This window comes from Flammeovirga aprica JL-4, assembly GCF_012844305.1.
Classification (GTDB): domain Bacteria; phylum Bacteroidota; class Bacteroidia; order Cytophagales; family Flammeovirgaceae; genus Flammeovirga; species Flammeovirga aprica.
In genome coordinates, this window is record NZ_JABANE010000022.1 from 1 (window position 1) to 15,056 (window position 15,056).

Here is a 15,056-nt window from a genome sequence, read left to right on the forward strand (position 1 = left end):
TTGACAAGCTTTTTATCTCCTTTGGCTCTACCTTGACTGCCAGCGTCATACCCACCTACAGCAAACTCATCGACCTCAACATACCCCTTCAAAGGATGCTGTAAACTACTTTGCATAGCATATTGCACTTTACGTCTGAAATTTAAACAGCTTTGATAACTCAAGGACAGTTTCTCACTTAAAGTTAAAGTGGACATGCCTTTCTTATCACAACTAACTTTAAATATGAATTCAAAAGCAGTTAGAATTGAAAATTTCAGCTTATGAAATAGGGTATGAGCCGTAACAGACTCATCATATTTACACTTTTGACAACGTCTGGAATGTAACTTTTTACCTTTCATATATTTTGTATGTTCACATTTCCTACATTTGTAATGATCACTCCACTTTAGTGTCGATAAATATTCAAGACAATCTTCTTCTTTTTGAAATGTTGAATAAAATGTTCTATCGTCAAAACCTTCAAAATTGATCATAATACATCTGGTTGTTTGGTTACTTTTACACTAATGTAAATCAGTTAACCGTAACAGAAGTACGTTTTACTATTTAGGGCGATCTAAGTTTAGATACCTATATTTATTTTAATAAACCAGATACAACAGCTATCCTCTAATAAAAAAATCCCCATCAAAATGAATATAAATTTTGATGGGGATTTTTGGATATAATCATCAAGATTAAGCCGATACAGATTCCTCTTCTGTGTTGCTTACTTTAGGATTCTTTTTTCTACTTCTGATATTAAGAAGTTCAACTCCAAATGCGAAAGCCATTGCGAAGTAAACATATCCTTTAGGGACGTGAACACCAAATGCCTCGATCACTAATAGGAAACCAATCATTACTAAGAATGAAAGTGCCAACATTTTGATTGTTGGGTTAGTGTCTACAAAATTGGCAATTTTCTTAGAGAAGAATAGCATTACGCAAAGTGATATAATTACAGCAGCAATCATAATTGGTAATTCTTTTACAAGTCCAACTGCTGTTAGTATTGAATCAAAAGAGAAAACAATATCAATCAATACAATTTGAACTACGCCGCTCCAGAACGATTTTACTTTTTTGACTTGCATTTCTTCTTCGTCTTCACCTTCTACATGCACATGAATTTCGCTTGTAGTTTTGGCGATTAAGAATAATCCACCACCAAGAAGAATAAGGTCTCTACCACTCAATGCTCCATCTACACCAATAAGGTCTAAGAAAGGAATAGTAATTAACGGATCTTCCAAACCAACAAGCCATGAAATAGAGAATAAAAGGCCAATACGAACGACTAAAGCCATCATGATACCCAAGCTTCTAGCCTTGTCTTGCTGTTCTGGGGGGAGTTTTCCACTTACAATAGAAATGAAAATAATATTGTCAATGCCAAGGACAATTTCGAGTAATGTTAGTGTAACTAAGCTGATCAATCCAGCAGTTGTGAAGAGTGCTTCCATTTTAGTATTTAAAGTTGAAAAATAGCTACAGAGTAGAAAAAAATAGTTCAAGTACTCATAGCAATATAAATGAATGAAAAGCTCTAAAATCATAGGTAGACCTTAGAGCTTTTCAAGTAGTGTTTTGTAGTGTAAGTATACCGTCAAAATGATTTATTCTGACAATTACTTAGGGGGAATTAGATTTCCAGTAAAGCTCCAAACAAACCTAAGTTTCTTACTTTGTCTTTAACGACCATAGTAGAGATTGTAGTATGTTGTTTTAATAAGCTTTCTGTAGTACTGCCAATAAATGTAGCCGCTAATGCCGATCTACCTCTTGATCCCATCACAATCAAGTCACCGTCTTCGACAAGGGAAATGTTTGAAATGATTTTCGCTTCATTATTTCCGTAGATGTCAAAGTGCAATCTTGTTTTGTAAGAGATGTCTCCGAAATCAAACTGTTTCAAGAAGTTCTTGCATCTTTTCTCAGCATGCTGTTGTAATACTTGAGCATATTCTTGAGGTGTTTTGCCTGAGGCTGTGTAACCTGTAGGCAGGGCGTACACATGAAGAACTGTCAATTCCATGTGATTTCTATTGGCAATCTGAATGGCGTTTTTCATGGCCATTTTAGACATCTCAGAAAAGTCAACAGGAACGATGGCTTTTTTAATTGGTACTTGCGGGTTTTCTGAAACTGTCAATACAGTACAATACGCATATCTAGTTAGAAGACGTGCAATTGTACCACTCCCTTCGGCGATATTTTTCTTTCCTGCGATTACAAGATCTACTTTATTCTTTTGAATCGCCTTCAAGATTTTCGATGTAGGATCGCTTGATTCAGCAACTTGGAAAACAAATTCGATGTTTCTGTCATTCAAGTCTTGAAATTTTTCAACAAGTGCCTGCATTTTCTGCAGAACCATGTCTTTCTTAGTCACAAGTTTTCCTTTATACTCTACCTCTTCTTTAGCAGAACCGTCCCTGATGACATGCATAAGGATGACTTTCTGTACTAGAAATACAGGTGCGGCTGTTAGAGAATAACGCATAATGGCATCGTCAATATACGTTAGGTCTATAGGTAATAGTGCTGATAGTGCTTTGTTCATATTCTACTATTCTTTCAGTAGTAAGAAGGTTGTTCCGATTAAATTATGGATTTAAATATGCAAATTACGTGCTTATTTTCATTAATTTAACATATTTATATGATTTTTGTCAATAAACCACCAATTAATTTTGAAAGATGAGGTTCTGCATTACTAGCATTTTTCAAAATTTCAGGTAAATCAACAGGCTGTAACGCTCCTTCGTAGCATAAATCAGTCACTACTGAAACAGCAAAAACAGGGAGTTTCATCTGCACTGCCACAATCACTTCAGGCACTGTTGACATGCCAACAACATCAGCACCGATAATCCCTAAATATTTATATTCTGCTTTAGTTTCAAGGTTTGGACCTGTTACTGCTGCATATACTCCCTCATGAACAGGCAAGTTATGTTCTTTAACTACCTCTTTTGCCTTTTCAATAAGATCATTGCTGTAAGGTTCAAACATATCAGGGAAGCGGTCTCCCCATTCGTTTACATTTTTACCGATAAGTGGATTGGCAAACATCAGGTTGATATGATCGTTGATGATCATCAAATCACTTTTCTGGAAGTTAGGGTTAATGCCACCTGCCGCATTTGAAATAATCAGTGCTGAAATGCCCAATAACTTTAAAACGCGGATAGGGAAAGTGACTTCCTTCATGTCATACCCCTCATAAAAGTGGAACCGGCCTTGCATAGCCACAACTTTTCTTCCATTGAGGTAACCAAAAATCAAACGTCCTTTATGAGACTCTACAGTAGATAATGGAAAGTGAGGTAATTTTTCGTAAGAAAGATCATATTTGATGTCTAACTCTTCTACTAGACCACCTAGTCCTGTTCCAAGTACAATACCCACTTCAGGTTGAAAACCATCACAAAGTGTCTGTACTTTTTGTACACACTCTTCTACTTTTTCTTTATATGTAATCATTTGATTTATGAAATTTTGTGTTGTGATACTTTTAAATTAGTATCACAATTTTCAGTAAAATATGTCTTGTTCGGGTAATTGGTTTTGAAGATTCAGCCATTTCTCTTCAAGTTAGAGCTTAAAGAGAATTCCCCTACTTTCAATAACTGAAAATAGGGGAAAACTATTATTTAAAACGATTTTTTAACATGGCTAACTTATCCTGCATAGATAAGTTCTCATCATTATCGTTTGAGTTGTTTCTTCTATTGTTTTGGTTAGAAGGTCTTCTATTTGTTGAAGAATTAGACTTCCCTCTGTTTTGTGATCGTCCTTGTGAACTTCCTGCACCATCACCGCTTTTCATTGATAAAGCGATTCTGTTTCTTGAAATATCTACATCCGTCACCACAACTTGTACTTTTTGATGCACTTTTACTACTTCATTTGGATCTGAAATATAGCGGTCAGCCATTTGACTTAAGTGAACCAAACCATCTTGGTGTACTCCAATATCCACAAACGCACCAAAGTTAGTGATGTTTGTAACGATACCCGGCAGTTTCATACCCACAGTAAGGTCTGTGATTTTTTCTACACCATCAGCAAACTGGAATGCCTCAAATTTCTCACGAGGGTCACGTCCAGGCTTTGCTAATTCTTTAAGAATATCGGTTAAAGTAGGAATACCTACATTTTCAGTAACATAATTGTCAAGTTTGATTTGCTTATGAAGATTCTCATTTGACATCAACTCACCAATAGTTACTCCCAAATCATCGGCCATCTGTTTTACAATGCTATAGCTTTCAGGGTGAACGGCACTTGCGTCAAGAGGATTTTTAGCATCTCTGATTCTTAAGAAACCAGCACATTGCTCATACGCTTTTGGTCCTAAACGAGGTACTTTTTTCAACTGTGCTCTATTTGTAAAAGCACCGTTTTCATTTCTGAAATCTACGATATTCTGCGCAATGCTTGGTCCTAAACCAGAAACATAAGAAAGTAATTCCTTACTAGCTGTGTTTACTTCAACACCTACGGCGTTCACACAGCTCATTACTACATCATCAAGGCTTTGTTTTAATGCAGACTGATCTACATCGTGCTGATATTGACCAACACCAATGGATTTAGGATCAATCTTTACTAATTCAGCCAATGGGTCCATTAATCTACGTCCAATAGAAACAGCACCTCTTACCGTAAGGTCAAGATCTGGGAATTCATTTCTAGCAGTTTCAGAAGCAGAGTAAATAGAAGCACCACTTTCGTTTACAACCACTACTTCTACACCAGAAAGTCCAAGGTTTCTAACAAATGATTCTGTTTCACGACTTGCAGTACCATTACCAATAGCAATAGCTTCAATATCATGTTTCTCACATAATCTCTTGACAATAGAACCTGACTCTGCTACTTTTCTTTGCGGTTCGTTAGGGTAAATTGCTGTATTTTCTAAAAGCTTACCTTGTCTGTCCAAGCAAACCAACTTACAACCTGTTCTGAAACCAGGGTCAAGCGCTAAAACTCTTTTTTGTCCAAGTGGAGCCGACAATAATAACTGTCTCAAGTTTTCAGCAAATACACCTATAGCTTCCTCATCTGCTCCTTTTTTAGAAACCAAACGAGATTCTGTTTCCATAGATGGTTTTAAAAGACGTTTGTAAGCATCTTTCACTGCCATTTGGATTTGTGCGGCGCTAGGTGTTCTTTGATCGACATGAAGATCTTCCATTAAGAATAAAGCATCTTCTTCTTCAGGAGAACAATCCAATGAAATGATCATTTCCTTTTCAGCTCTTCTCATTGCAAGAACACGGTGAGAAGGAGCATTTTTCAATGATTCACTCCACTCGAAGTAATCTTTATATTTCGCACCTTCCTCTTCTTTACCAGGAATAACTCTTGCTTTGAAAGTACCTTTACTCATAAACAGCTCACGCATTTCAGCACGAGTTTCTGAATCTTCGTTAAGTTTCTCAGCAATAATATCTCTAGCACCAGCAAGAGCTTTTTCTACATCTTCAACTTCTTTTTCAGCATCAATGAATTTAGCCGCTTCAGCTTCGATGTCAGTAGATAAATCTGGAGAAAGTAGAATATCAGCCAAAGGCTCTAAACCTCTTTCCTTAGCGATACTTGCTTTCGTTTTTCTTTTAGGTTTATATGGAAGATAAATATCCTCTAGCACAGACATTGTTTCTGTAGCAAGGATTTTATCCTTTAATGCATCCGTTAATTTCCCCTGATCTTCAATACTCTTAAGAATACTTTCTCTTCTCTTATCAAGTTCTCTGAGTTGGAGTGCTTTGTCTCTGATATCAGCAACTTGAACTTCATCCAAACTACCTGTTACTTCTTTTCTATATCGAGAAATGAAAGGAACAGTAGCACCTTCATCCAATAAAGCAAGGGTATCTCTGACTTGCTTTTCTGCTATGCTCAAGGCTTGAGCAATTTTGTTTGTGATATTCACCATAGTATTATTACGATGCAAAAGGGTCGTTTAAAAAAGCATTTTTACAGGTACTAGAGAAAAAAGAAAAGGTAAAATGTCTGTCCATTTTTATCCAGCTACCTCAATGCTTGACAAGCTTCTTTAAAAGTAAAAAATATACATTTTTAAGAAGGGTATAGAATGCGAAAATAAACTTTTTAAAGGCCTACTCAAAATAATTTATTAAAACTTATGAGCTAATTTTTAGCAGAAGGATGGAGGGTTGAAATTTACATTATTACTGTACATTCAAAAAGCCAAAACTAGGGTTTTGAATGAAGAGTTAAGAATGAAGAATGAAGAAAAAATGGATCGTGATGTGGTCCGTAAAGTGGTGTTTATGATGGTTTTGAGTCATGTAGTTTTAGATAGCGATTCTGTTTTAATTTATGGTAGATTGAAAGATCCCCTCACAAACCACAACAAGAACCACTTTAACTCTACATTCTTAACTCTTAACTCAAAAAAAACGTCTATAAACAACAAGGCCTTCAACTTCGTTACCGAAATTGAAGGCCTTGTTACTTTATATCTAACTCCTTAAGAGGAGATTTTTTTAATTTTCGCCTGGGTTAATCATCGCACAACGGAAACCAATTGTTGCTGTTGCTGAATCTTGATCTAAGAAACGACGAGTACCTGCTGCCATCCAGTATGCAACATCTTTCCATGAACCACCTTTGTAAACACGGATCGAGTTGGAGATGAATGAGTCATACTGACGAACATAACCATATGATTGGTAGTTGTAACCTTGGTTAGGACCGTCAAGGTAATCATTTTTACGAACTGGGTTTAAGTCATCCATATCAGCGTATGATAAAGGACGGTAGATATCTTCCACCCATTCAGAAACGTTACCACCCATGTTGAATAGACCGAAGTCGTTAGGAGGGTTGTCATATACCCAAGTTGTAACCATTGCTGCGTCATTCAGTTTACCACCGATACCAGCATAGTCACCACGACCACGTTTGAAGTTGGCCATCATATCACCCATTTGCTCACCGTAAGGGTTTCTTACTGAGTGACCTGACCAAGGATAAATACGACGTTCTGAGTAGTTTTCGTCAATATCTTGTAAACCGATTAAGGCTTGTGATGCATAATCCCATTCTGCTTCTGTAGGTAAACGGAAAGCAGGAAGTACAACACCTGATTCTAATGGAATAGATTCGCCGTTTTCTGCAGCTTCTGCTTCCTCATCAGTACCATCGTTGATGGCTAAATTCTTGTTTACTACTGTTGTTCTCCAAACACAGAAGTTTTGAGCCTGTGTCCATGTTACACCAACTACAGGGTGGAAACGGAAACCAGGGTAACGTAAGTAGTGATCAACATATTGATCGTTAAATGCTAATTGTTCAGCCCAAACAGTAGTATCAGGTAATGCTTCTTCATAAGAAACACCAGAAACTGAAGAATCAGAACTTACATAGTGAAGGTATTCTAACCAGTGAACGTTGGCGATTTCAGTTTCATCCATCCAGAATGAGGCAACTGACACCGTACGCTCAATGTTATCGCGGGATTTCATTAAGTCCTCTTCATAAGAACCTAATACAAAACGACCACCTTCAATGTATTTCATATTGGGTACTTCTGGCATTCCGCTATAGTCTCTTACTGAAAAACTATTGTCGTCTTTACCATTGTATTCCATTCCAGTTATTGTACTGTAACCACCTGGGTTATTTGCGTCAGGCTTTGAACTTTTGGCACAGCTAGTAACTAAAAAAGCCGTTAGTAGTACCGTAGCCAAATAAAGCAGATTCCTTTTGCTCATGATATTCAGATCTCTATTTTTTCAATGTACCCAGTACGGTACATACTAATTTTCAAAAAGTGTGTTTCATTCCCATAATGAAACCGCGACAAATACACATTATTCAATAATTGTACCCAAAAGTCGAAGTTGTGAATATTTTTAAAAATAAAGTATTTATTTTCTTAGGAGATCCAGCACTTCAATAGCCTTGTTTAAGTCGTTAACCTCTTCAATATTAAGGATTAAACGCTTTTTTGTTTCTTTTATTTGGCAGATTTTAGGGTGAGTTTGAACATACATTAAAATTTTACCAAACTCATCAGATTGATAATAAGCAGCGTGCGTATGCTCTAATAAGTAGGCTTTTAGCGACTCATTTTTAAGAATTAGTTTTTCCATACCTATCTTTTGAGCCACCCATCGCATCTTCACAGTTTTTAATAAATCTTCCACTGGTTTTGGAATTGGACCAAAACGGTCTTTAAGACTTTGGGTGAATTTTTCCATTTCCTTTTCGTTTTTCAACTTATCAGCTCTCATATATAAATTGAGTCGTTCTGAAATATTGGAAACGTAAGTGTCTGGTATTAGAATTTCAAAATCGGTTTCTATTACCGTTTTTACTGTAATAGTCTGTTTTTCGAGTTCTTCTTTAAATAGGCTGGCAAATTCAGTTTGTTTGATTTCCTGTACTGCCTCTTCCAGGATTTGATTGAAAGTGTCAAATCCTAGGTCATTAATAAAGCCAGATTGTTCTCCACCTAATAAATCACCTGCACCTCTAATATCAAGGTCTCTCATCGCTACTTTAAAGCCATCACCCAAATCAGAGAATTCTTCTAGGGTTGAAAGGCGTTTTCTTGAATCTGAAGTTAAAGCAATAGTAGGAGGCGTTAATAAATAACAATAAGCTTTTTTATTGGATCTACCTACACGCCCTCTCATCTGATGAAGATCAGACAGACCGAACATGTGTGCTTGATTAACAATAATGGTATTGGCATTAGGAATATCCAAGCCGGATTCAATAATATTGGTAGAGATTAATACGTCGTATTCGCCTTGTATAAATCGTAACATTATTTTTTCCAATTGAGGTCCGTCCATTTGACCATGGGCATAAGTCACCTTTGCGTCCGGCACCAATGTCATGATTTTATTAGCGAAATGCTCAATGTCTGCTACTCTATTATGTACAAAGAAGGCTTGTCCACCTCTCAGTAATTCATGATGTATGGCATCACGGATCACTTCATCATTTAATGTCGAAATTTGAGTAGTTACAGGCTGACGGTTAGGTGGAGGAGTTTCGATCACAGAAAGGTCTCTTGCTCCTAGCAGTGAAAAGTGTAATGTACGTGGAATAGGAGTGGCCGTTAAGGTCAAGGCATCCACATTGACTCTCATTTCTTTCAGCTTCTCCTTTGTTTTTACACCAAACTTCTGTTCCTCGTCAATAATCATCAAGCCAAGGTCCTTAAATTCTACGTCCTTGCTTGTGATTCTATGTGTACCTATTAATATGTCTATTTTTCCTTCCTTCACTTTTTTCAGAATCTCCTTAATTTGTTTTGGAGTTCTAAAACGATTGATATAATCCACCGTACAAGGTAAATCACCAATTCTATTCAGGAAAGTCTTGTAATGTTGCATGGCTAGGATAGTAGTAGGAACCAGTATCGCTACTTGTTTACTATCACAAACCGCTTTGAATGCGGCTCTCACCGCCACTTCAGTTTTACCAAAACCCACATCACCACAAACTAGGCGGTCCATAGGATAAGGTTTTTCCATATCTTCTTTTACCTCTTGCGTAGCTTTAGCCTGATCAGGCGTGTCTTCAAAAAGGAAAGAAGATTCTAATTCAGCTTGCAAGTAGCCATCTTTATCAAATTGATAGCCTTTAGACTCTCTTCTTTTTGCATAAAGTTGAATCAATTCACTGGCAATATCTTTAACTCTCTTCTTCGCTTTCTTCTTTTTATTCTCCCATTCTGGCGAACCTAATTTACTTATTGTAGGTTGTCTTCCTTCTTGACCAGAGTATTTTGAGATTTTATGAAGAGCATGTAAACTCAAATAAAGTAAATCGTTATCTCTATAAATCAAACGGATGCTTTCCTGCATTTTTCCGTTGACTTCCACTTTTTCCATACCACCGAAACGTCCCACGCCATGATCCATGTGCGTCACAAAATCACCCGCTTTTAATTCACGAAGCTCTTTCAGCGTCATGGATTTTGTTTTGGAATATTTCTGTTTGCCTTTTGGAGCATGGAAACGTTCAAAAATCTCATGATCGGTAAAACAGGCAATATTCATTTGCTTGTCAATAAAACCGCCTCTTAAACTTAAGTTTAATTCCTGAACGAAAAGGTCGGGCTTGATCTCTTCAAAAATAGTCTGAAGTCGTTCCAGCTGTTTTGGAAGATCAGAGATAATAATATTTCGAATCCCATCATGCTGTTGCTTTTCTAGGGTTTCGCCCAGCATATGGAAGTTTTTATTAAATGAAGGTTGAGGTTTGCTTTCGAAAATAATGGTCTCCGCATTTCTGACACCTTTCTTCTTTCCAAAAAGAACTCTGTGGGATTTATTTAAGAGTTGCGTAAATCCTTTTTTAGTTTCAAAGATTTCCTCCGGTTTATTAATAACATGAGTGCCTCCACTTACTTTAAGTATATCTTCAAATTTTTCAGTGGCTTTCTCAAAATATTGTTCAATTGTATCCGTCAGCAATTCATAATCCTTGATCCAAACTGTAGCATTAGGCAAGAAGTCCAGCATGGATTCTCTCACTTCCTGCAATAGTTTATTATGAACATTGGGGACAATAGGGGCGTGGTCTTTATTTTCCTGAGAAAGTTGAGTAATAGGATCAAACGTACGGATACTTTCTATTTCATCACCAAAGAGCTCAATTCTGAAAGGAAGCTCGTTGGCATAAGAATAGATATCAATGATGCCGCCTCTAATGGCAAATTGTCCCGCTTCATAGACAAATTCAGAAGGTTCAAAACCATATTCGATCAGCAGTTCTCTAATAAATGCTTGATCTATGTCTTCACCCACTCTAGCCACATACGTATTTTCAACCAAAGATTTCTTATTGATTACTTTTTCTGTTAAAGCATCAGGGTGAGTGACGAGCAGTGCCCCTTTATTTTTTATTTCATTGAGTGAGCTGAGCGTTTCAGCACGTTGTAACACATTGGCATTTTCAACATTTGTAAACTCAAAAGGCTTCTTATAAGAGGAAGGGAAGTAAAGTACATCCGCGTTAGGAAGAAGGTTCTGAAGGTCATTGAAAAAGTACAATGCCTCTTCCACATTGTCCATCACAAAAACATGACAACCTTTTATTTTGGAATAAACAGATGAAGCTATAATAGAATCTAAACTTCCACACAGTCCTTTTAAGTAAGTAGTACTACTTTCCTTTTTTAAATTGTTGATTAGGAGTGCGGTATTACTATCAGACTGATAAGCTTTGATTAATTCCTTTAATTCTATTCGGTGTAGGTCTTGTGAATCTGCCATGAAAATTTTTTAAAACAACATTAGATGACAAAAATAAAAGAGTTGTTTTTTAAATACTGATTTTCTGACATCTTTTTTTTTAACTTTGCATGATTATTAATGAACTAAACGTATGCCTAGAAAAACCACAAATATTTTATTTGTCAATATTTATAGATTTTGTTTGATATTAATTTTGTACTCAGCTGCACGATTTATCTTTTTCTTTACCAATAGTTCCTATTTTCCTGATGCTGATGTCAGTACGTTGTTTTTAGGAGGTGTGAAATTTGATTTGCCTGCGGCGATTTACACAAACGCAATATTTGTTCTGATGGGTTTATTTCCATCTCAAGTGAGATATAATAAGACCTATCAGAATGTGATAAAGTATTCAGTATTTATAGTAAATGCCATCACTCTGGCGATGAACTTGGCAGATACTATTTTTTTCCAATTCACATCCAAAAGAACTACAGCATCTATATTCCAAGAGTTCTCTAATGAAGGAAATGGAGCCGTTTTATTGTTCCGTTTCTTATTTGTGGATTACTGGTACATGACGGTAACGTGGGTGGTGCTTCTATTTTTATTTGTACTTGCCTATAATGCCATTGTATTAAAAAAGCCGAGATATAAGAAGCCTGTCATACAGTACACTTTAGTACATACTGTATTTTTTATCATCCTTGCCGGTCTTTTAGCTGGCGGAGCAAGAGGTGGTTTTGATGGAACTACTCGCCCTATTTCATTGAATAATGCTGGGGAATTTGTGAAAAAACCATTAGAAATGTCGGTGGTGCTGAATACACCTTTCTCTATGTTGAGAACGATCAATAAATCTACAGCACACAAACACAACTATTTTACCAAGGAGGAATTAGCAGAAGTATATTCGGCATATCATCATCCTGATCAGGAAAAACCACAAAAGAAAATGAATGTGGTGACGATTGTGATCGAGAGTTTTGGTCGAGAATATATTGCAGCAATGAATCAAGATCCATTGGATCCCAATTACGTGGGGTATACACCTTTTACTGATTCTTTGATACAGCATTCAAAAGCATATGTCAATGCATTTGCCAATGGTAGAAAGTCAATTTCCGCTTTACCTTCGGTAATTTCTAGTATTCCAAGTTTCTATTCCCCTTACGTGCTTTCGCATTATTCTACCAACTCAATAAACAGTATTGCTTCTGTGTTGAAGAAAGAAGGATATTATTCCGCTTTTTTCCATGGAGCACCTAATGGATCAATGGGCTTTGGAGCTTTTATGAACTTGGCTGGCTTTGATGATTATTTCGGCATGACCGAATATGACAATGATGATGATTTTGATGGTACTTGGGGTATTTGGGATGAGCCCTTCCTTCAGTATTTTGCTGAGACCATGAATACATTTGAAGAGCCTTTTGTGACTTCTTTATTTACATTATCTTCTCACCATCCATTCAAGATTCCTGAAGAATACGAAGATGTATTTAAAGGAGGTCCGCTTCCTTTGAATAAAGGTACACAGTATACCGATTATGCTTTAAAACGTTTCTTCGAGACAGCTTCTAAAATGCCTTGGTTTGAAAATACAATTTTTGTAATCACAGCCGACCATACCAATCAAGTGTATTATCCAGATTATAATACAAGCTTAGGTTTATTTAAAGTGCCTATCATTTATTATGCTCCAGGAGATGAAAGCTTTGTGGGAATTGACTCTACCATCACACAGCAAATAGATATTTTCCCTACGTTGATTGATTATTTAGGCGTAAAACAAGATTATATTTCTTTTGGTACTTCAGCACTCGATACCACAAAACAGCATTTTGCAGTGAACTTCTTAGGACCAAATGTTTTCCAAGTAACGGAGGGTGATTATACATTAGGTTTTGATGGAGAAAAAGTAAACTATATGTATAATTTCAAAACGGATAGAATGCAGGAGAACGATTTGAAGGGGACAGGCTTACCGGAAGAAGAGAAATTAAAACGATTAGCTCAGGGGATTATGCAAGAATACTCAGAGAGAGCTATTGAAAACCGCATGATCGTAAAAGATAAAAAATAGTCTTAGTACTGTTTATAAAAAAACACTCTGTTATCTCGAATGGAATAGCAGAGTGTTTTTTTATTTTTTATGTAAAGTCCTAAACCAAAATTAGTTGTCAATTATTTTAGTTCAGCACTTGATTTCTCCCAAGGTTTAAGCCTTAACCAATTTTTCTTCTTTGCAATAGTCCATGAAAACCATACCGTCAGAAGACCAACAATAGCACCCGCTGAAACATCAACAAGGAAGTGTTGAGCAAGATACATTCTTGAAATAGCGATAATAATTCCATAACTCAACCCTATAAGAATACCTTTCCAGTTCGGAAGCATAAGGATAAACATTCCGCCTACCACGAAAGCTGTAGTGGTGTGCCCAGAAGGGAATGTATCTATGGTGTGAATATGATGATCCATTATTTGATTAAACGCATCAGTGCCATGCAAACCACCTGGACGTAATGCAAACTCAGTACCTTTTAAAATCTGTTCTTTAACAACGTAAACAATGATTCCATGAATAGCCGATGCCATAACGAGTACACTCCAATATTCTTTCTTCAGCCAAAGAAGAATAAACAATAAAGGAATAAGAACAAGTCCATCTCCTAAATGCGTTCCGTAGGCAAAAAATGCGTTCCAGAAAGGGGTATTTATATCGTTGAAAAAATGGACGCACCAAGCGGTTGCAGTTTCATTTGTAACGATGGAGATGATAAAAGGAACAAGCATCGCCAAGGTAGAATAGAGTAGTATTTTTGATTCTTTATCTTGCATCTGATCTTCTTTTTTCTTCAAAGGTATTTATCTTTTTTGATGATCCATTGAATAATAATTTAAATATTATTAATTGGTCTCTAATTATCACTGTTTCCAATCACCTTTATTTGTTCTTTAACATTAAAAACAAGTGGATATTCCCATGTGTCAGGCTCGCCGTCTCTATGTCCATTTACTGATTTTTCGGTACTGTTGATAATAATATTTTTACCACTGAAAGTAGAAACAGAAGCATCTTTATCAATACTCTTCAGAAAGAGACGTATCCCCCAAGACAATCCTCTTAAAAGGTTGGGAGCAGGAAGCATGGTAATTTCTAGTTGTTGATCTCCTACTTTTGCAGAAGGGGCTATAAACGCTTCATTTCCATATTGAGCAGCATTCCCAACAGTCATGACAAATGCCTGTTTCTTTCCAGCATCTTTTCCATCTAAATGAAGTTGATAGTGGGCGGAAATATAGCTTCCATATTCTTTGAGAATGGCTTTGATATAGTTTTTTAGACCTCTACCGTCCATTTTAGCGAATACATGTGAAATGTGAGCATCAAATCCTACACCTGCCGTACAGAAAAAGTACTTTCCATTAATCGTAGGTGCATCCAGAGGAATTAGTTTTTTCTGAGCAATACATTCAGCCGCTTTTACCGTATTCATAGGAATTTTCAAGTGGCGTGCTAGTCCATTTCCAGAACCTGTAGGGATAATCCCTAATATGGATTGACTGTCTACTAATCCTGTAGCGACTTCATTGACTGTGCCATCCCCACCAACTGCAATGATAATGTCAAACTCATTACTAAATTTTTTAGAAAGCAAAGTAGCATGACCAGCATATTCAGTGTATTCAATACTGACTTCAAACTGTTTTTCTTTGAGTATTGAGGCACTCACTTCTGCCGCTTTTTTCGCTTTTCCATTACCTGAAACAGGGTTGGCTATCAATACAGCTTTGTTCATTTGTTGTGGTATAGGTTGATTTCAATCT

The 15,056-nt window shown here is 36.5% G+C and carries 11 protein-coding genes; 2 read left to right on the top strand and 9 right to left on the bottom strand.

Features of this window, described 5'->3' with window-relative positions:
• The 5 genes from HHU12_RS09980 to HHU12_RS10000 all read right to left on the bottom strand — a co-directional run.
• The coding region (locus HHU12_RS09980; protein ID WP_169656597.1) for a transposase at positions 1 to 479 on the bottom strand (479 nt) is incomplete at its 3' end.
• A 204-nt stretch (positions 480 to 683) separates the two neighbouring features.
• The gene (locus HHU12_RS09985; protein WP_169656598.1) at positions 684 to 1,451 is read right to left on the bottom strand and encodes a TerC family protein; all 768 of its coding nucleotides are present in this window, start codon (positions 1,449 to 1,451) and stop codon (positions 684 to 686) included.
• Positions 1,452 to 1,630: 179 nt separating this feature from the next.
• Positions 1,631 to 2,551: a universal stress protein gene (locus HHU12_RS09990; RefSeq protein ID WP_169656599.1), complete on the bottom strand. Its 921-nt coding sequence runs from the start codon at positions 2,549 to 2,551 to the stop codon at positions 1,631 to 1,633.
• 95 nt (positions 2,552 to 2,646) lie between these two features.
• Positions 2,647 to 3,474 carry a purine-nucleoside phosphorylase gene (locus HHU12_RS09995; protein ID WP_169656600.1) on the bottom strand — a complete coding sequence of 276 codons (828 nt, stop codon included), beginning with the start codon at positions 3,472 to 3,474 and terminating at the stop codon, positions 2,647 to 2,649.
• Positions 3,475 to 3,640: 166 nt separating this feature from the next.
• A complete protein-coding gene (locus HHU12_RS10000) occupies positions 3,641 to 5,935 on the bottom strand; it encodes a Tex family protein (RefSeq protein WP_205959846.1) in 2,295 nt (764 codons plus the stop codon).
• 307 nt (positions 5,936 to 6,242) lie between these two features.
• Here HHU12_RS10000 and HHU12_RS10005 point away from each other — a divergent pair, with 307 nt between their 5' ends.
• On the top strand, positions 6,243 to 6,497 hold the full coding sequence (locus HHU12_RS10005; RefSeq protein ID WP_169656601.1) for a hypothetical protein: 255 nt from the start codon (positions 6,243 to 6,245) through the stop codon (positions 6,495 to 6,497).
• A gap of 12 nt (positions 6,498 to 6,509) precedes the next feature.
• On the opposite strand, the gene gldJ is transcribed toward HHU12_RS10005, so the two are convergent.
• Positions 6,510 to 7,739, bottom strand: a complete 1,230-nt coding sequence (gene gldJ, locus HHU12_RS10010) for a gliding motility lipoprotein GldJ (RefSeq protein WP_169656602.1) — start codon at positions 7,737 to 7,739, stop codon at positions 6,510 to 6,512.
• A gap of 156 nt (positions 7,740 to 7,895) precedes the next feature.
• Positions 7,896 to 11,261 carry a transcription-repair coupling factor gene (gene mfd / locus HHU12_RS10015; protein WP_169656603.1) on the bottom strand — a complete coding sequence of 1,122 codons (3,366 nt, stop codon included), beginning with the start codon at positions 11,259 to 11,261 and terminating at the stop codon, positions 7,896 to 7,898.
• A 175-nt stretch (positions 11,262 to 11,436) separates the two neighbouring features.
• Here mfd and HHU12_RS10020 point away from each other — a divergent pair, with 175 nt between their 5' ends.
• Positions 11,437 to 13,308, top strand: a complete 1,872-nt coding sequence (locus tag HHU12_RS10020) for an LTA synthase family protein (protein WP_169656604.1) — start codon at positions 11,437 to 11,439, stop codon at positions 13,306 to 13,308.
• 101 nt (positions 13,309 to 13,409) lie between these two features.
• On the opposite strand, the gene HHU12_RS10025 is transcribed toward HHU12_RS10020, so the two are convergent.
• Together HHU12_RS10025 and HHU12_RS10030 are read right to left on the bottom strand one after the other, a co-directional pair.
• Complete coding sequence (locus HHU12_RS10025) at positions 13,410 to 14,087, bottom strand: phosphatase PAP2 family protein (protein WP_169656605.1); 678 nt, start codon at positions 14,085 to 14,087, stop codon at positions 13,410 to 13,412.
• A gap of 59 nt (positions 14,088 to 14,146) precedes the next feature.
• Entirely contained in the window at positions 14,147 to 15,028 is an 882-nt protein-coding gene (locus HHU12_RS10030) for a diacylglycerol/lipid kinase family protein (RefSeq protein WP_169656606.1), read from the bottom strand.
• Between the last annotated feature and the right edge of the window lie 28 nt (positions 15,029 to 15,056).

Excerpts from the sequence above, each read along its gene's own strand:
- HHU12_RS09985 (WP_169656598.1), bottom strand. The coding sequence starts at position 1,451 with ATGGAAGCACTCTTCACAACTGCTGGATTGATCAGCTTAGTTACACTA.
- HHU12_RS09990 (WP_169656599.1), bottom strand. The coding sequence starts at position 2,551 with ATGAACAAAGCACTATCAGCACTATTACCTATAGACCTAACGTATATT.
- HHU12_RS09995 (WP_169656600.1), bottom strand. The coding sequence starts at position 3,474 with ATGATTACATATAAAGAAAAAGTAGAAGAGTGTGTACAAAAAGTACAG.
- HHU12_RS10000 (WP_205959846.1), bottom strand. The coding sequence starts at position 5,935 with ATGGTGAATATCACAAACAAAATTGCTCAAGCCTTGAGCATAGCAGAA.
- HHU12_RS10005 (WP_169656601.1), top strand. The coding sequence starts at position 6,243 with ATGAAGAATGAAGAAAAAATGGATCGTGATGTGGTCCGTAAAGTGGTG.
- gldJ (WP_169656602.1), bottom strand. The coding sequence starts at position 7,739 with ATGAGCAAAAGGAATCTGCTTTATTTGGCTACGGTACTACTAACGGCT.
- mfd (WP_169656603.1), bottom strand. The coding sequence starts at position 11,261 with ATGGCAGATTCACAAGACCTACACCGAATAGAATTAAAGGAATTAATC.
- HHU12_RS10030 (WP_169656606.1), bottom strand. The coding sequence starts at position 15,028 with ATGAACAAAGCTGTATTGATAGCCAACCCTGTTTCAGGTAATGGAAAA.